This window comes from Ectothiorhodospiraceae bacterium 2226 (assembly GCA_013348725.1).
GTDB lineage: Bacteria > Pseudomonadota > Gammaproteobacteria.
The window spans coordinates 2,322,101-2,338,102 of record CP054689.1 but is presented as its reverse complement, the minus strand read 5'-3'; the positions used below and the strand labels follow the sequence as shown (position 1 = coordinate 2,338,102).

The following is a 16,002-nucleotide window of genomic DNA, read 5'->3' as shown; positions in this document are numbered from 1 at the left end:
GCATGGGGTTGCAGCGCAGCTACACCCTCTTCGCTCCGCTGTACGACATGCTGGTCGACGCCCCCACCCGCGGCGCGCGCGCCGACAGTCTGGCCCGGCTGCGCGTGGGCGCCGGCAGCCGCGTGCTGCTGGTCGGTGTGGGAACCGGGCTGGACCTGCCCTTGCTGGCGCCGGGGCCGGATTACGTGGGGGTCGACCTCACCCGCGCCATGCTCCGGCGCGCCGAGCGAAGGCGCGAGCGCGACGTGGCGCTGGTGCAGGGCGACGCCATGGCCTTGCCGGTGGCGCGCTGGAGCTTTCAGGCGGCGGTGCTGCACCTCATCCTCGCGGTGGTGCCCGATCCCGTGCGCGCACTGCGAGAGGCAGCGCGTGCCGTGGTACCGGGCGGCCAGTTGCTCGTATTGGACAAGTTCCTGCGCCGCGGGCAACGGGCGCCGGTGCGCCGCGCGCTCAGTCCCCTGCTGGGCCGCATCGCCACCCGCACCGACGTGGTGCTCGAGGACCTGCTCGAGCAGGTGCCCGAGCTGCGGGTGCGTCACGACGCCCCAGCCCTGGCGGGCGGCTGGTTCCGCCTCCTGGAACTGGAGGTGCGCGCGGTGGAGCCCCGCTGATGGCCGTCTATGCCATCGGCGACCTACAGGGCTGTCTCGAGCCGCTGCAACGCCTGCTGGACGAACTGCGCTTCGACCCGGCGACTGACCGGCTTTGGTTCGCGGGGGACTTGGTCAACCGCGGGCCCCAGTCGCTGGAGACGCTGCGCTTCGTGCACGCCTTGGGTGAGACCGCCCACTGCGTGCTCGGCAACCACGACCTGCACCTGATCGCCGTGGCCTACGGCCTCACCCGCTACCACAAGCCCGGCGATACGCTCATCCCTGTCCTCGAGGCGCCCGACCGTGATGCCCTGCTCGACTGGCTGCGCCACCGCCCGCTGATGCACGTGGACCCGACGCTCGGCTACGCGATGGTGCATGCCGGGCTGCCGCCGCAATGGGACATCCCGCAGGCGCAGGCCATGGCCGGCGAGGTCGAGGCGGTCTTGCGCGGCGACGGCGTACGAGAGTTTCTCGCCCACATGTACGGCAACGAGCCGCACCGCTGGCGCGATGACCTGCAGGGTATGGCGCGGCTGCGCTTCGCGGTGAACTGCTTCACCCGCATGCGTTACTGCGACGCGGACGGCCGCCTGGATTTTCAGCACAAGGGCGCGCCGGGCACTCAGCCGGCGCCGCTACTGCCCTGGTTCGAGGCGCCGGCACGCGCTTGGGCCGGAACGCCGGTGGTGTGCGGCCACTGGTCCACCCTGGGCCTGCGCCTGGCGGGGGACGTGCGTGCGCTCGATACGGGGTGTCTATGGGGGGGGCGCCTCACGGCGCTGCGCCTGGACGACGAGGAGCAGATGTACGCGGTACCATGCCCCAGCCAGCGTAAGCCTGGCTAAGAGGGTGGGTCACTCGGCCACGCCCGTGGCGATGCGCTCCAGGGTCAGAAAGGTATACGGATAGGGATTGCGCTCGTCCGCCGGATGTTCCTCCCGCTCCTCCTCGCGCCAGTGACCGGGGGCGAAAGGCGGAAAGTAGGCATCGCCGTCCACCCGCGCGTGCACCAGCGTCAGGTACATGCGCTGCGCGCGGGGCAGCATGAGCTCGTACACGTGCTGCCCGCCGATGACCATGAACTCGAAGGCGTTGCTCGCGACCTTCAGCGCCTCTTCCACCGAATGCACCACCAGGCAGCCCTCGGCGTGAAACTCGGCATCGCGCGTCAGCACGATGTTGGTCCGGCTCGGCAGCGGCTTGCCCAGGGATTCGAAGGTCTTGCGCCCCATCAGGACAGGCTTGCCCAGGGTGAGCTTGCGAAAATGCGCCATGTCGGCGGGCAGATGCCAGGGCATGGCATTGTCCTTGCCGATGACACGTTGATCGGCCATGGCCGCGATCAGCGAAATGTGCATAGCGCCCTCCCGGGGCGACTCGACTACCGCGAGTGTATGCGCCCGCTGCGGGCAGTTCAAACCGACCACCCTCGCGCCTCCTCTCAACCGCGCATGGAAGGGGCAATTCATTCCCCATCATGGGGTTGCGATGAGCGACCGCGCGAGCGCACAATGGCGCCACGGCCATCAAACAAACAACAAAAATCCATGAGGAGGCGGGATGTGCCGTTCCGACCGCTCGCGGCCCCAGGGCCTGCGTGCGCCGACGCCGTGCGTCGATGCACCAGGGCCGGGCCGCGCGCGCCGCCGTTGGCGGTGCGCGCGGCATTTTCATCCGTTCCGTACCACGCCCCGGCGGTTACAGCCTGCTGGAGCTACTCATCGCCCTGCTGGTCGTTTCCGGCGGGCTGCTCGGCTTCGCCGCCCTGCACGTCCAGGCGTTGCAGCACAACCACACCGCGCAGCTACGCACCCAGGCCACCCTGCTCAGTACCGAGATCATCGACGTCATGCGCGCGAACCGCGCGGCCGCTGCGACCGGCGCCTACAACATCGATGTGGGCGCGACCCCGAGCGGCGGCGACCTCGCGGGCGCCGAGTTGCAAGCCTGGAAGGCGGCGCTCGCGCGTAATCTGCCGCAAGGTGACGGCAGCATCGCCGTCAGCACCAGCGGCCGCGAGATCGCCGTCACCGTGCGCGTCGAGTGGCGCGAGCGATGGCGCGAGCATGACGACGAGGACACGCCTGAGCCGCCGATGGCCTTCGTATGGAGCAGTGCGTTGTGAGCTGCCGCACCCGCCAAGCCGGCGTGTCGCTGGTCGAGATTCTGATCGCGCTCACTCTCAGCCTGATCCTGATGGCCGGCGTATTGCAGGTCTTGTCGCACACCAAGCGGACTTACACCCTCCAGGACGCCCTCGCACGCGTGCAGGAGAACGGCCGCTTCGCCATCGAGGTGCTCGGCCGCGATTTGCGCATGGCAGGCTATCTCGGCTGCAACGGGCGCGCTCTCGACCAGGTGGTCAACACCCTCAACGACAGCGACACCCTCGCCTACGACTTCGCCGACGCGATCCGCGGCTTCGGCGCGAGCGGCACCGGCTGGCAACCGCCGCTCGACAGCGCCCTGCTGGCGCGCAGTCCTCTCGCGGGCAGCGACATCGTCACCCTCACCGCGCTGCAGGACGACGACATCGCCGTAGTGCCGCCCTTCATGAACAACCAGTCCGCCACGCTGCACGCAGCGCCCGGCAGCGGCCTGCAGCAGTTCGACATCGTATTGGTCGGCGACTGCCGCCACAGCGCCATCATGCAGATCACCAACAACAATCCCAGCGGCTCCGGTGAGTTGGTGCACAACACCGGGCTCGGCACCCCGGGCAACGCCACCTCCAATCTCGGCGCCGTCTTCCAGGGCGACGCCGAGATCGGCCGCATCGTTCGCCGCAGCTATTTCCTGCGCACGGGTCAGAATGGCCGCCCCGCCCTGTGGCAGTACCACAACAGCCGCCCGGTAAGCGGCAGCAATCCGGCCGAACTCATCTCGAACGTCGAGCGCATGGTCGTTCGTTACGGTGTCGACACCACCGGCGATCGGCAGATCGACGCCTACCACACGGCCGCCGAGGTGGAGACCGCAGGGCTGTGGCCGCGCGTGCTCAGTGCGCGCCTGGCGTTGTTGCTTGCCAGCGCCGATGAGGTCCAGCCGCGGGAGGCGCGCAGCTACGCCTTGCTGGACGAGACCGTGGCGACCGACGACGGGCGCGTGCGCCGCGTGTTCGCGACCACCGTCACGCTGCGCAACCGCGCCCCTTGAGGAGCTGAGGCCATGTACTTCGAAACGTCCGCCCCTTCTCACGCCGAACGTGGCGCCGTGCTGCTGGTGAGCCTGCTGTTCCTTCTGGTGCTGTCCATGCTGGGCGTGACCGCACTCAAAACGACCCTGCTCGAAGAACGCATGGCCGGCAACCTGCGCGACCAGCAGCTCGCCTTTCAGGCCGCCGAGGCGGCGCTGCGCGCGGGCCAACAGTTTCTTTCTCAGGCAACGCTGCCGCCTTTCGCCGATGCCGACGGGCTCTATCAGGCGGGGGCGCCGTGGCGAAGCTGGGACCACGAGGATTGGCAGCGCTTTGGAACGGCCTACGACACGTTCGCCGATGACCCGCTGGAGGGGCTGGCGGCGCAGCCGCGTTACATCATCGAGGAGATGGGGGCGATCCCGCTCGCCGGCGGCAGCCTGGCGGCCGACGAACCCGCGGGCGAGGGACAGATGTACCGCATCACGGCGCGCGCCGTGGGCGGCAGCGCGAACGCCGTCGTGCTGCTCCAGGCGACCTATTTGCGCTAGCTAGGCGTCAGACTGCTCGGGCCGGAGCGATGATCGCGCTTCGCCCAGCGCGCTGGCTCGGCTTCATCCTGTCGCTCAAAGCGGACAACGCCGCGGCTGCCCCCCAACGCGGGGCGGCTCAACGAGACAAGAATAACAAGGGGATCCACGATGAAATTGTCCTCCGCCACGCGCCGCCTGGGTCACTGTCTGGGCGGCGTGCTCGGCGCCTTGCTGGTGACGAGCAACGCCCAGGCGCTATCGATCGCCGACGCGCCGCTGTTCCTCACCGGCGGCGCCGAGCCCAACGTGATGCTGCTGATCGACACCTCGGGCTCCATGCAAAACGTCGTCGCCCAAGCGCCCTACGACGCCTCTCAGATCTACCCGGCCGGGTGTGCCGATCCCATCCCGAGCGGCGCCAACGTGGATCTGCGCATCGTGAGCGGGGCGCCACGCGTACGCTATGGCGGCGTCAACTATGTATGGGGGAGCGGGACAGGCCAGCGCTGCTTCCTGACCAACGGCAGCTACATGGCCCGCCTCAACGCCGATGCCGGCACCCAGCCAAGCAATTATCTTCCGGCGCCCTACTCGGGCAACTACCTCAACTGGTATTTCGATTCCACCAACACCACGCCCTTCTGGACGGCGGGGCAGACCATCAAACCGAGTGTAGCGAGCCGCATGACGGTGGCGCGCGAGGCTGCGCAGGCCCTGGTCGGGTCGCTACGAGACGTGCGGCTCGGGCTTGCGCGTTACTCCGACGTCGTCGACTTCACCGACGCGCGCTACCTGCCCGCACACATCATGGCCGGGGTCGATCACATCGACCTCAACCGCACGACCGTCTCCAACGCCATCGCCGCCCTCAGCGCCAACGGCCTCACACCCTTGGCGGAGTCCCTGCACTCCGTCGGGCGCTATTTCGTCCAAGGCCACAATCAGCCGCTGACACTGCATCCAGACGCGAGTTCCGGTTATCCGTACGCGCCGAGCACCCACGACGCCTACTCCATCTTCAACGTGCCGCCGACCTACGCCGCCGGGGTGCGGCAGGCCTCGCCGATCGAACACTGGTGCCAGCAGAACTACGCGGTGATCATGACCGACGGTCGCCCGCAGGCCGATCGCGCCCTGTCGACCCATCCCATCGCCGCCTACCGCGATTACGACGGCGACTGCCTCGGGGGCGGCTGCCTGAGCTTCGACCGCAAGCCGGAGCGGGACTACGAGTCGCGCGGTAGCGACTACCTCGACGACGTGGCGGCGGCGCTGTACGACATCGACCTGCGCCCCGACCTCGTCGACGCGGAAGGCCGCCCGGTCAAAAACAACCTCGCAACCTACGTGATCGGCTTCGCCGAAGAGGACGTGCTGCACGATCCCCTGTTGCAGGAAACCGCTGCGCAGGGCGGCGGCCGCTTCTTGGTCGCGGACGATGAAGACGGCCTGATTCGGGCGTTTCAGACCGCCAGCGACACCATCTTCGCGCAAGTCAGCTCCGCCTCGTCGGTGGCGGCCAACTCCACCCGCCTCGACACCGACACGGTGGTTTACCAAGCGCGGTTCAACAGCGCGGACTGGAGCGGCCAGTTGTACGCCTTTGCGCTGCGCGCGGACGGCAGCGTCGATCCGACGCCGCGCTGGGAGGCTGGAGCATTGATCCCACCGCCTGCGGCGCGACGGATCATCACCTACGAGCCGAATAGCGGGCAAACAGCGCTCTTTGCGTGGCCAGCGCTCAATGCGGCGCAGCAGGCGGCGCTGCACCGCGATGGCGCGGGTGAGCCCGACGGGCGTGGCGAGCAGCGGCTGGCGTGGCTGCGCGGCGCCGAGGTGGCGGGCATGCGGCCGCGCAGCACGTCGCTCGGCGACCTCGTCAACTCCGACCCGCTGTTCGTCGGCAGCCAGGACTACGGGTTCACCGCCCTGCCCTATGCGGAGGCCGCGAGCTACGCCGCATTTCGTGCGAGCGTCCGCGAGCGCCCGCCGATGATCTACATCGGCAGCAACGCCGGCATGCTGCACGGCTTCGATGCCGAGACCGGCGCCGAGCGCTTTGCCTACGTGCCGAACGCAGTCTACGCGGCACTCAGCCAGCTCACCGCGCCGGACTACCGCCACCGCTATTACGTCGATGGCTCGCCGCGGGCCAGCGACGCCTACATCGACACCGGCGACGGCCAGGGCGCGCGCTGGCGCACGGTGCTGCTAGGCAGCACCGGCGCCGGCGGCCGCGCGGTGTTCGCCCTGGACGTCACCGACCCCGACGCGCCGCGGGTGCTGTGGGAGTTTACGGAGTTGCAAGACGCGGGCCTCGGTTACACCATCGGTCAGCCCACGGTGGTGCGTACCGCCGCCGGTTGGATGGCCGTGTTCGGCAACGGTTACAACAGCGCGGACCATCGGGCGCGGCTGTTCGTCGTGGATCTGGCCACCGGCGCCTTGGTCGCGCGTCTCGACACGGGCCTCGGCGACTCGGCCCACCCGAACGGGCTCGCCAGCCCCGCCCCCTACGCGCCGGGCCACAACCGCGTCACCAGCGCCATCTACGCAGGCGATCTCCTGGGGCGGCTGTGGAAGTTCGACCTGAGCGGCAACGTCAACACCTGGGGGGTGGCCTACCGGCAGGGCAACGTGCCGCAGCCGCTGTTCGTCGCGCGTGACGCGGCGGGCAACGAGCAGCCCATCACCAGCCGGCCTGCCCTCGGCACCGGACCCGACGGCGCCGCCGGTACCATGGTCTACTTCGGCACCGGCCGATATTTCGCGGACGGCGACAACCACGTCCCGGACGCACCGGCCGTGCAGAGCTTCTACGGCATCCTGGACAACGGCAGCGTACTCGGCGCGGGCCGCAGCGCGTTGGTCGAGCAGTCGATTCTGGCCGAGGTCGCGGCGCACGGTGACGACTGGCGCGTGACCACCGAGGAGCCGGTGCGCTGGGCCGATCAGCGCGGCTGGTTTATCGACTTGGTGTCGCCGGCAGCGGGGCCGCAGGGCGAGCGGGTGGTGAGTGCGCCGCTGCTGCGCCACGGGCGCGTGATCTTCGTCACCCTGGTACCGGATCGGGACCCTTGCGCGTTCGGCGGCGGCGGCTGGCTGATGGAGATGAGCGCGCTCACCGGCGCGCGGCTGGCTTACACGCCATTCGATGTGGATGGCGACGGGGCCTTCAGTGCCGACGATTTCTTGCGCGTCATCATCGATGGAGAGCCGGTCGACGTGCCGGTGAGCGGGAGACGCTCGCGCGAGGGCATTATCAAATCGCCCGGCATCGTGAGCGCCGGGGAGACCGAGTACAAGTACACCAGCGGCTCCAGCGGCAATATCGAGGTGACCGTCGAGCGCGGCAGCGACCTCGGCGGGCGCCAGTCATGGCGCGAACTGCGCTAACGAGGTCTACATGCATCCGTCCCGTTGCTCAGACCATGCAAACAGGCGGTTCCCGCGTTGCTTCGCGGCGCCCATTGAGAGAAGGCACACGATGCGCAAACAAAGGGCGTTTACGCTCATCGAACTGCTGATCGTGGTCACGGTCGTCGGCATCCTGACCGCGATCGCCCTGCCGGCCTATCAGGAGCAGGTACGCAAGACCCACCGGGCCGATGCACGCATTGCCCTGCTGAACGCCGCGCAACACCTCGAGCGCTGCTACACGGAGTTCCATCGCTATGACGCCGACGCTTGTCCGGCGCTGCCCGCCGCGTCGCCCCAGGGCCACTACGCCCTGGCCGTGGTGCGCGGCGCCGATACCTTTCTGTTAACCGCCACCCCGCGCGCAGACGGCCCGCAGGCGCGCGACGCCTACTGCACCGCGCTCACCTTCGACCACCTGCAGACCACCGCGGCCACCGGTACCGACACCGGGCGCTGCTGGTGAGCCGACCGCCGCCTCAGGCCTGCAGGGTCTTGGGCAACGGGAACACCACGTTCTCGGGACGGGCGACGTACTCCTCCATACCTGCCGCCCCCCAGTCGCGCAGGCGCGCGATCACCTGTTGAACCAGGATGTCGGGCGCCGAGGCGCCGGCGGTCAGGCCGATGCAGGACTTGCCCGCGAACCACGCCCGCTGCAGGTCGTCGGCCCGATCCACCAGATACGCCGGGAGGCCGTGCTTCTCGGCTACCTCTTTGAGGCGGTTGGAGTTGGAACTGTTGGGCGAGCCGACCACCAGCATCACGTCGCAGCGCTCGGCCAGCGCCTTCACGGCGTCCTGGCGATTCTGGGTCGCGTAACAGATGTCGTCCTTCTTGGGCCCGACGATGTTGGGAAAGCGCGCGCGCAGGGCGTCGATGACCCGCGCCGTGTCGTCCATCGACAGCGTGGTCTGGGTGACGAAGGCGAGGTTGTCGGGGTCGCGCACCGGCAGACGCGCCACGTCCTCGGGCGTCTCCACCAGGTACATGCGCCCGCCCCTGGAGACGTCGAACTGCCCCAGCGTGCCCTCCACCTCGGGGTGTCCGGCGTGGCCGATCAGGATGCACTCGCGCCCCGCCTGGCTGTGACGCGCGACCTCCATGTGCACCTTGGTCACCAGCGGGCACGTGGCGTCGAACACGCGGAGCCCACGCCGTTCGGCCTCGCGGCGCACCGCCTGGGCCACGCCGTGGGCGCTGAAGATCACCGTTTGATCGTCCGGTACGGCGTCGAGCTCGTCCACGAACACCGCGCCCTTGGCGCGCAGATCCTCGACCACGTAGCGGTTGTGCACCACCTCGTGGCGCACGTAGATGGGCGCGCCGAACAGGGTGAGCGCGCGTTCCACGATCTCGATCGCGCGGTCGACACCCGCGCAGAAGCCGCGCGGACTGGCCAGTACGATTTGCATGCTATTCCTCGTTTGCCGGCGCCTGCACCTCGAGAACCTCCACGTCGAAGGTCACCTCGATGCCGGCCAGCGGGTGATTGAAGTCGACCCGCACCTCGTCGCCCTCCACCGCGTCGATGGTGCCGGGCACCTCGTCGCCGGCCGGCGTGGTGAAACCGATCACCGTGCCGGGCTCGAGCGGCATCTTGGCGTCGAAGGTGCCCCGCGACATGACGTGGACGTTGTGCGGGTCGCGGTAGCCGAAGGCGTCGCGCGGGTCGATGCGCACACAGCGCTGCTCGCCCGCGTGCATCCCGTACAGGGCGTACTCCAGCCCCTGGATCATGGTGCCATCACCGAGCGTGAAATGCAGCGGCGTGTCGCCGCTCTCGTCGGCCACCGTGCCATCCGGCAGGGCCAGCGTGTAGCGGATCGCGACCTTACTGCCCGGCCCGACGGCCGGGCCGCTGTTCGCTTGCTCCATGCGCCGATTCCTCCTCGTTAACCCGCAAGTCTAACCAAGCCTCAGCGATGGCGCTGCGGCCGGAAGGCATCGATGACCAACATCACCGCGCCGACGCTGATGGCGCTGTCGGCGACATTGAAGGCCGGCCAGCGATAGTCGCCCGCGTACAGGTCGATGAAGTCCACCACATGGCCGAGCACGATGCGGTCCCACAGGTTGCCGAGCGCACCGCCGAGAATCAACACCAGCGCGATCGGCAGCCAGACCTCGGCCCGCGGGATACGCCGCAGCCACATCAGAATGAAGATGCTGACTCCGAGCGCGATGGCCGCGAACAACCAGCGCTGCCAGCCGCCGGCGGCGGCCAGAAAGCTGAACGCGGCGCCGGTGTTGAACATCAGGGTGAAGTTGAAGCCCGGGAACACCGGCACCGGCTGATAGGGATCGAGCAGCGCGACCGCCACTTGCTTGGTGGCCTGGTCGAGCACGATCACCACCAGCGCCAGCCACAACCAGCGCCAACCGCTGACGACGAACAGATGGCTGCGTGCCCCCATGCTCGCGCTCATGCCCACCGGCGGACCTCGCCGCCGCCCGCCACGTTGGCAACGCAGCGGCCGCAGATCTGCGTGTGCTCCGGATGCTCTCCGATGTCCGCGCGCCGGTGCCAGCAGCGCACGCACTTCTCGTTCTGGCTGCGCCGCGCGCTCACCCACAGGTGCACGTCGCCGAGCAGGTACTCGGCGGCCTCGGCGGGCCGCTCGGCCGCGGGCAACACATCGGCGTCGGAGGTGATGGTGACGAAGCGCAGCTCGTCCCCCAGCGCGGCCAGCCGGGCGTAAATCGGCTCCTCGGCGTAGATCGTCACCTCAGCGTCCAGCGCGCCGCCGATGACCTCCTCATTGCGCAGCCGCTCGAGTTCCTTGGCCACCGCCTGGCGCACACCGATGACGCTGACCCACTGCGCCTCGTCCACCGGCGCCGCGGCGAGGTCGGGGAAGGCATACCAGGTACTCAGGAACACCGACTCGCCGTGCTCGCCCGGCAGCTGCTGCCAAATCTCCTCGGCGGTGAAGCTCAGGATGGGCGCGAGCCAGCGCGCCAGCGCCTCGACCAGATGATACAGCGCGGTCTGCGCCGAGCGCCGCACCTGCGACTCGGGCGGCGTCGTGTAGAGGCGGTCCTTGAGAATGTCGAGGTAGAAACCGCCCAGCTCCACGGTGCAGAAACGCTGCACCTTCTGGTAGATGTGGTGGAACTCGTAGCGCTCGTAGGCCTGCAGCACCTCGTCCTGCAGATCCTTGCCCGTATGCAGCGCCCAACGGTCCAGCGGCAGCAGATCGGCGGGCGCCAGCGCGTCGCGCGCGGGATCGAAGCCCGCCAGGTTGCCGAGCATGAAGCGTGCGGTATTGCGGATGCGCCGATAGGCCTCGGCGGTGCGGCGCAGAATCTCGTCCGAGACGCTCATCTCGGCGCGATAGTCGGTGGCCGCCACCCACAGGCGCAGCACGTCGGCGCCGAGCGAATTCACCACCTTCTGCGGCGCGACCACGTTGCCCACGGATTTGGACATCTTGCGGCCCTGCGCGTCTACCGTGAAACCGTGCGTGAGCACGCTGCGGTAGGGCGCCGCGCCGCGCATCGCCACACTGCTCAGCAACGAGGACTGGAACCAGCCGCGGTGCTGGTCGGAGCCTTCGAGGTACAGGTCGGCCGGCGCGCCGCCTAGCTCCGCGCGCCGTTCCAGCACGCTCGCGTGAGTGACGCCCGAGTCGAACCACACGTCCAGGGTGTCGGGCACCTTCTCGTAGTCGGCCGCCTCCTCGCCCAGCAGTTCCTGCGCGTCCAGGTCGAACCAGGCCTGGATGCCGCCCGCCTCGACGCGCACGGCAACCTGCTCCAGCAGCGCCTGCCAGCGCGGATGCAACTCGCCGTTGTCACGGCGCACGAACAAGGTGATGGGCACGCCCCAGGTGCGCTGGCGCGAGATGCACCAGTCCGGGCGCTTCTCCACCATGCCCTCGATACGCGCCTGACCCCAATCCGGCATCCAGCGCACGCCGCGGATCGCCTCCAGCGCCTGGCCGCGCAGGCCCGCCTGCTCCATGCTGATGAACCACTGCGGCGTGGCACGGAAGATGATGGGCGTCTTGTGGCGCCAGCAGTGCGGATAGCTGTGGCGCAGGGCCTCTTCGTGCAGCAGCGCGCCGCGCGTCTTGAGGAGTTCGACGATCGCGTCGTTGGCCTTGAGTACGTGCTGACCGCCGACCAGCGGCGTGTCGGGCAGAAACACGCCGTTACCGCCTACCGGGTTGTCGATCGGCAGGCCGTAACGGCTGCCCACCACATAGTCCTCCTGACCGTGCCCGGGGGCAGTGTGCACCGCGCCGGTGCCCGCCTCGGTGGTGACGTGGTCGCCCAGCACCACCGGCACCTCGCGCTCATAGAACGGGTGGCGCAGCTTGAGGCCCTCGAGGTCCGCACCCGTGCAGTACGCGATGACGCGATAGTCGTCGCGCTGCAGGCGGCCCATCACGCTCTTCACCAGCGCCTCGGCCAACACCAGCCGCTCGGGGCCCTGCTCACCGACGCTGGCCACCACGGCGTAGTCGAGTTCCGGGTGCAGCGCCACGGCCTGGTTGGCGGGCAGCGTCCACGGCGTGGTGGTCCAGATCGGGACGACCAGCGGGCCCTTGCCCTCGTGGCCTTCGACGTGGCGGCAGCGCGCCATCAGCGCCGCGTCGTCCAGCACCTCGAAGCGCACGTCGATGGCGGGCGAGGTCTTGTCCTCGTACTCCACCTCGGCCTCGGCCAACGCCGAGGCGCAGTCGGTGCACCAGTGCACCGGCTTGAAGCCCTTGTGCAGATGGCCCTGCTCGATGATGCGCCCGAGCGCCCGTACAATGTCGGCCTCGGTCGCGTAGTCCATGGTGAGGTAGGGCCGCTCCCAGTCGCCCAGCACGCCCAGGCGCTTGAAGTCCTCGCGCTGCCCCTCCACCTGCTTGTGCGCATAGTCGCGGCAGGCGGCGCGAAACTCCGCGGCGCTCACCTTGGCGCCCGCCTTACCCACCTTCTTCTCCACCTGCAACTCGATGGGCAGCCCGTGGCAGTCCCAGCCCGGCACGTAGGGCGCGTCGAAGCCGCTCAGAGTCTTGGCCTTGACGATGATGTCCTTGAGGATCTTGTTGACCGCGTGGCCGATATGGATGTCGCCGTTGGCATAGGGCGGGCCGTCGTGCAGCACGAAGCGCGGGCGGCCGGCGCCGGCCTTGCGCAGCGCGCCGTACAGGTCCATGGCCTGCCAGCGCGCCAGCACCTCGGGCTCGCGCTTGGCGAGGTTGGCCTGCATGGGAAAGGCGGTCTGGGGAAGATTGAGGGTCTGTTTGTAATCAGTCACAGGTAATGCGCGCTAGCGCCTCTGGTTTGCAAATGGTTTCAATGGGGCGCGTGCGCGAAGTACGCGCGCGCGGCCTCCACGTCCGTCGCGATCTGGGCGCGCAAGGCATCGAACGACTCGAAGCGCATCTCCGGGCGCAGCTTGCGCAGGAACGCGACCTCGACGTGACGGCCGTACAAATCGCCCTCGAAGTCCAGCACGTGCACCTCGAGCAATACGCGGGTGCCGCCCACCGTGGGTCGCGTGCCCACGTTGGCCACGCCCGGCAGCTGCTCTCCGTCGACACAGAGGTGCACGGCGAACACGCCCTGCACCGGACTGGCCGGCCGGTGCAGGGCGATGTTGGCGGTCGGGAAGCCGATGCTGCGCCCGCGCTTGTCGCCGTGCGCCACCCGCCCGGCCATGGCGTAGGGCCGCCCGAGCAGGCGCGCGGCGGTCTCCAGTTCGCCCGCGCCGAGCGCCTCGCGCACGCGGGTGCTGCTCACGCGTCGGCCATCGAGTTCGAAGCCCGGGGTACGCTCCACGGCGAAACCCGCCGCCTGCCCTACCGCCTGCAGCAGCTCGAAATCGCCCGCGCGGTCGCGCCCAAAACGAAAATCGTCGCCCAGCATGACGTAACGCACGCCCAGGCCCTCGACCAGCACACGCTGAATGAAGGCCTCGGCGCTGAGCCCCGCCAGCGCCGCGTCGAAACGCAGGCACAGCACGCGCTCCGCGCCCTGCGCCGCCAGTTGCATCAGCTTCTCGCGCAGGCGCGTCAGACGCGCCGGGGCGGCCGCGGGCGCGAAGAACTCGCGCGGCTGCGGCTCGAAGATGATCACCGTGGCCGGCATCGCCAGGCGCTCGGCCTCGGCATGCAGACGCTGCAACACCACTTGATGTCCGCGGTGCACGCCATCGAAGTTGCCGATGGTCGCGGCACAGCCGCGGTGGCGCGCGCGCAGGTTGTGCAGGCCCCTGATCAGCTCCATCGTGTCGTCGTTCCGCCAAAGAGGCCAGAGTATATCAAGGACCGGCCCCGCGACCGATGCACCCCCCGTTCGCTCATGGCTCCTCCCCCTGCACCGGCGCCCGGGCGAACTGGCGCGGGCGCACCCCCACCAGCACCAAGGCGAGGACATAGCCCAGTGCCGCCAGTCCGATCGCCGTACCCAGCCAGAGCGTCCGCTCGCCGCCGCCGGCGCCGATCCAGGCCGCGAGCGGCGGCGTGAACCACACCAGACCGGCCGCCATCACCCCGTTGGCGAACAGCAGCTGCAGGGCGAAACGGCCCCACCCCGGTTCGGGGCGGTACACGCCGGTGGCGCGCAGGCCGCGAAACAGCAGCCCGGCGTTGATGAAGGACGCCAAGGCGGTCGCCAAGGCGAGACCCGCGTGGGCGCCGGGGATGCCGGCCCAGGCCATGGGCACCACGAACACCAGGTTCAGCACCATGCCACTGACCATCGCGATCACCGCGATGCGCACCGGGGTGCGCATGTCCTGGCGGGCGAAGAACCCCGGCGCCAGCACCTTCACCAGGATGAAGCCGGTCAGGCCGAAGCCGTAGGCGGCCAGGCTGAGCGCCGCCATCTCCACGTCGCGCGCGGTGAACTCGCCGTACAGAAACAACGTGCTCAGCATGGGCGCGGCCAACAGCATCAGGCCCAAGGTGGCCGGCAGCGCGATCAGCGCCACCAGGCGCAGCGCCCAGTCCAGCGTGCGCGAAAAGGCCTCGGCCGAGCCGCGCGCGTGCGAGCGCGACAGGCTGGGCAGGATCACCGTCGCCAGCGCAATGCCGAACACCCCGAGCGGGAACTCCACCAGCCGATCGGAGTAGTACAGCCAGGACACGCTGCCCGCGATCAGGAAGGAGGCGATCACCGTATCGAACAGCAGGTTGATCTGCGCCACCGAGGAGCCGAAGATCGCCGGCAGCATGAGCCGCAGGATGCGCTGCACGCCGGGCGCGCGCCAAGCCCACACGGGGCGCACCAACAGGCGTAGGCGAATCAGGAACGGGATCTGAAACAGGAGCTGCGCGACCCCGGCCACCAGCACGCCCCAGGCCAGGGCCACCACCGGCTGCTCGAAATAGGGCGCCAACCCCAACGCCGCGCCGATCAGCGCGAGATTGAGCAGCACCGGGGTGATCGCGGGCACGCCGAAGCGCCCGTAGCTGTTCAAAATGGCGCCCGCGAACGCGGTGAGTGAGATGAACAAGAGATACGGGAAGGTGAGCCGCAGCATCTCGACCGTGAGATCGAAGCGCTCGACCTCGTTGATGAAGCCGGGCGCGAACAGCATCACCAACAGCGGCGCAGCCAGGACGCCGACCAGCGTGACCAGCAACAGCACACCGCCGAGGGTGCCGGCCACCTGGCGGGTGAGCGCCTGCACCTCGGCGTGTTCCCGCTGCGTGCGGTACTCGGACAGGACCGGCACGAAGGCCTGCGAGAAGGCCCCCTCGGCGAACAGCCGACGCCAGAAGTTCGGGATCTTGAACGCCACGAAGAAGGCGTCGGTCGCCGCGCCCGCGCCGAACACCCGCGCGATCACGATGTCGCGAATGAAGCCGAGCACGCGCGAAATCATCGTGTAACCGCCCACGACGGCGGTGGATTTGAACAACTTTCGGCTCATGGGGGACCGAGGTGCGGCAGCGGCAGAGCGGCAAGCGTACGGCATGGGCTTTGGCTTGACAACGACCCACCGATCGGGAATCATTACGCGCTTTATTCAACCCGGTTTCGAGGAGTCGTACCTTGGCCAATACTGCCCAAGCCCGCAAGCGCGTCCGTCAGGCGGAGCGGCACCGCAAGCTCAACGCCAGCCAGCGCTCCATGCTGCGCACCTCCGTCAAGAAGGTGCTCAAGGCGATGGCGGCCGGGGACAAGACGCAGGCCGAGAGCGCGTTCAAGTCGGCGGTCCCCCTGCTCGACCGCATGGCCGGCAAGGGCCTGATCCACAAGAACAAGGCCGCCCGCCACAAGAGCCGTCTGAACGCGCGTCTGCGCGCCATGTCTTAAACGCGCGCTTGCGCGCGATGTAAGGCACCCAAAGTTGCACGAAAAAGCCGGCCTC

Annotated in this window: 15 protein-coding genes; 8 read left to right on the top strand and 7 right to left on the bottom strand. The window is 68.9% G+C overall.

Annotated features, from left to right (window positions below; genetic code table 11):
* Window positions 1-2: 2 nt before the first annotated feature.
* Together HUS23_11315 and HUS23_11310 are read left to right on the top strand one after the other, a co-directional pair.
* Window positions 3-611, top strand: a complete 609-nt coding sequence (locus HUS23_11315; GenBank protein ID QKT04354.1) for a methyltransferase domain-containing protein — start codon at window positions 3-5, stop codon at window positions 609-611.
* Entirely contained in the window at window positions 611-1,441 is an 831-nt protein-coding gene (locus HUS23_11310; GenBank protein ID QKT04353.1) for a symmetrical bis(5'-nucleosyl)-tetraphosphatase, read from the top strand. Before HUS23_11315 ends, HUS23_11310 begins: the two co-directional genes overlap by 1 nt.
* Before the next feature lie 9 nt (window positions 1,442-1,450).
* On the opposite strand, the gene folA is transcribed toward HUS23_11310, so the two are convergent.
* Window positions 1,451-1,954, bottom strand: coding sequence for a type 3 dihydrofolate reductase (gene folA, locus HUS23_11305; protein QKT04352.1), 504 nt, complete (start codon window positions 1,952-1,954; stop codon window positions 1,451-1,453).
* 260 nt (window positions 1,955-2,214) lie between these two features.
* On the opposite strand from folA, the gene pilV reads away from it, so the two are divergent.
* From pilV to HUS23_11280, 5 genes are all read left to right on the top strand, one after another.
* A complete protein-coding gene (gene pilV / locus HUS23_11300) occupies window positions 2,215-2,721 on the top strand; it encodes a type IV pilus modification protein PilV (GenBank protein QKT04351.1) in 507 nt (168 codons plus the stop codon).
* Window positions 2,718-3,752 (top strand): PilW family protein, encoded by a 1,035-nt coding sequence (locus HUS23_11295; GenBank protein QKT04350.1) that lies wholly within the window; start codon window positions 2,718-2,720, stop codon window positions 3,750-3,752. Before pilV ends, HUS23_11295 begins: the two co-directional genes overlap by 4 nt.
* Window positions 3,753-3,764: 12 nt before the next feature.
* A complete protein-coding gene (locus HUS23_11290; protein QKT04349.1) occupies window positions 3,765-4,283 on the top strand; it encodes a hypothetical protein in 519 nt (172 codons plus the stop codon).
* Window positions 4,284-4,601: 318 nt separating this feature from the next.
* The gene (locus tag HUS23_11285; protein ID QKT05058.1) at window positions 4,602-7,661 is read left to right on the top strand and encodes a hypothetical protein; all 3,060 of its coding nucleotides are present in this window, start codon (window positions 4,602-4,604) and stop codon (window positions 7,659-7,661) included.
* 91 nt (window positions 7,662-7,752) lie between these two features.
* The gene (locus HUS23_11280) at window positions 7,753-8,148 is read left to right on the top strand and encodes a prepilin-type N-terminal cleavage/methylation domain-containing protein (GenBank protein QKT04348.1); all 396 of its coding nucleotides are present in this window, start codon (window positions 7,753-7,755) and stop codon (window positions 8,146-8,148) included.
* A 13-nt stretch (window positions 8,149-8,161) separates the two neighbouring features.
* Here HUS23_11280 and ispH read toward each other — a convergent pair whose 3' ends face one another.
* From ispH to murJ, 6 genes are all read right to left on the bottom strand, one after another.
* Window positions 8,162-9,097: a 4-hydroxy-3-methylbut-2-enyl diphosphate reductase gene (gene ispH / locus HUS23_11275; GenBank protein QKT04347.1), complete on the bottom strand. Its 936-nt coding sequence runs from the start codon at window positions 9,095-9,097 to the stop codon at window positions 8,162-8,164.
* Between the two features lies 1 nt (window position 9,098).
* Window positions 9,099-9,560, bottom strand: coding sequence for a peptidylprolyl isomerase (locus tag HUS23_11270; protein QKT04346.1), 462 nt, complete (start codon window positions 9,558-9,560; stop codon window positions 9,099-9,101).
* Window positions 9,561-9,601: 41 nt separating this feature from the next.
* Complete coding sequence (lspA, locus tag HUS23_11265; protein ID QKT05057.1) at window positions 9,602-10,099, bottom strand: signal peptidase II; 498 nt, start codon at window positions 10,097-10,099, stop codon at window positions 9,602-9,604.
* Between the two features lie 8 nt (window positions 10,100-10,107).
* Window positions 10,108-12,939 (bottom strand): isoleucine--tRNA ligase, encoded by a 2,832-nt coding sequence (ileS, locus tag HUS23_11260; GenBank protein QKT04345.1) that lies wholly within the window; start codon window positions 12,937-12,939, stop codon window positions 10,108-10,110.
* A 38-nt stretch (window positions 12,940-12,977) separates the two neighbouring features.
* Window positions 12,978-13,910 carry a bifunctional riboflavin kinase/FAD synthetase gene (gene ribF, locus HUS23_11255; GenBank protein QKT04344.1) on the bottom strand — a complete coding sequence of 311 codons (933 nt, stop codon included), beginning with the start codon at window positions 13,908-13,910 and terminating at the stop codon, window positions 12,978-12,980.
* 73 nt (window positions 13,911-13,983) lie between these two features.
* A complete protein-coding gene (gene murJ, locus HUS23_11250; protein QKT04343.1) occupies window positions 13,984-15,561 on the bottom strand; it encodes a murein biosynthesis integral membrane protein MurJ in 1,578 nt (525 codons plus the stop codon).
* A gap of 122 nt (window positions 15,562-15,683) precedes the next feature.
* Between murJ and rpsT the strand changes: the two genes are divergently transcribed.
* The gene (gene rpsT, locus HUS23_11245; protein QKT04342.1) at window positions 15,684-15,947 is read left to right on the top strand and encodes a 30S ribosomal protein S20; all 264 of its coding nucleotides are present in this window, start codon (window positions 15,684-15,686) and stop codon (window positions 15,945-15,947) included.
* Window positions 15,948-16,002 lie beyond the last annotated feature (55 nt).

What these genes read in the sequence shown, in the direction of transcription:
- HUS23_11315 (QKT04354.1), top strand. Translation starts at nt 3, where the DNA reads ATGGGGTTGCAGCGCAGCTACACCCTCTTCGCTCCGCTGTACGACATG.
- HUS23_11310 (QKT04353.1), top strand. Translation starts at nt 611, where the DNA reads ATGGCCGTCTATGCCATCGGCGACCTACAGGGCTGTCTCGAGCCGCTG.
- folA (QKT04352.1), bottom strand. Translation starts at nt 1,954, where the DNA reads ATGCACATTTCGCTGATCGCGGCCATGGCCGATCAACGTGTCATCGGC.
- pilV (QKT04351.1), top strand. Translation starts at nt 2,215, where the DNA reads ATGCACCAGGGCCGGGCCGCGCGCGCCGCCGTTGGCGGTGCGCGCGGC.
- HUS23_11290 (QKT04349.1), top strand. Translation starts at nt 3,765, where the DNA reads ATGTACTTCGAAACGTCCGCCCCTTCTCACGCCGAACGTGGCGCCGTG.
- HUS23_11285 (QKT05058.1), top strand. Translation starts at nt 4,602, where the DNA reads ATGCAAAACGTCGTCGCCCAAGCGCCCTACGACGCCTCTCAGATCTAC.
- HUS23_11280 (QKT04348.1), top strand. Translation starts at nt 7,753, where the DNA reads ATGCGCAAACAAAGGGCGTTTACGCTCATCGAACTGCTGATCGTGGTC.
- ispH (QKT04347.1), bottom strand. Translation starts at nt 9,097, where the DNA reads ATGCAAATCGTACTGGCCAGTCCGCGCGGCTTCTGCGCGGGTGTCGAC.
- HUS23_11270 (QKT04346.1), bottom strand. Translation starts at nt 9,560, where the DNA reads ATGGAGCAAGCGAACAGCGGCCCGGCCGTCGGGCCGGGCAGTAAGGTC.
- lspA (QKT05057.1), bottom strand. Translation starts at nt 10,099, where the DNA reads ATGGGGGCACGCAGCCATCTGTTCGTCGTCAGCGGTTGGCGCTGGTTG.
- ribF (QKT04344.1), bottom strand. Translation starts at nt 13,910, where the DNA reads ATGGAGCTGATCAGGGGCCTGCACAACCTGCGCGCGCGCCACCGCGGC.
- murJ (QKT04343.1), bottom strand. Translation starts at nt 15,561, where the DNA reads ATGAGCCGAAAGTTGTTCAAATCCACCGCCGTCGTGGGCGGTTACACG.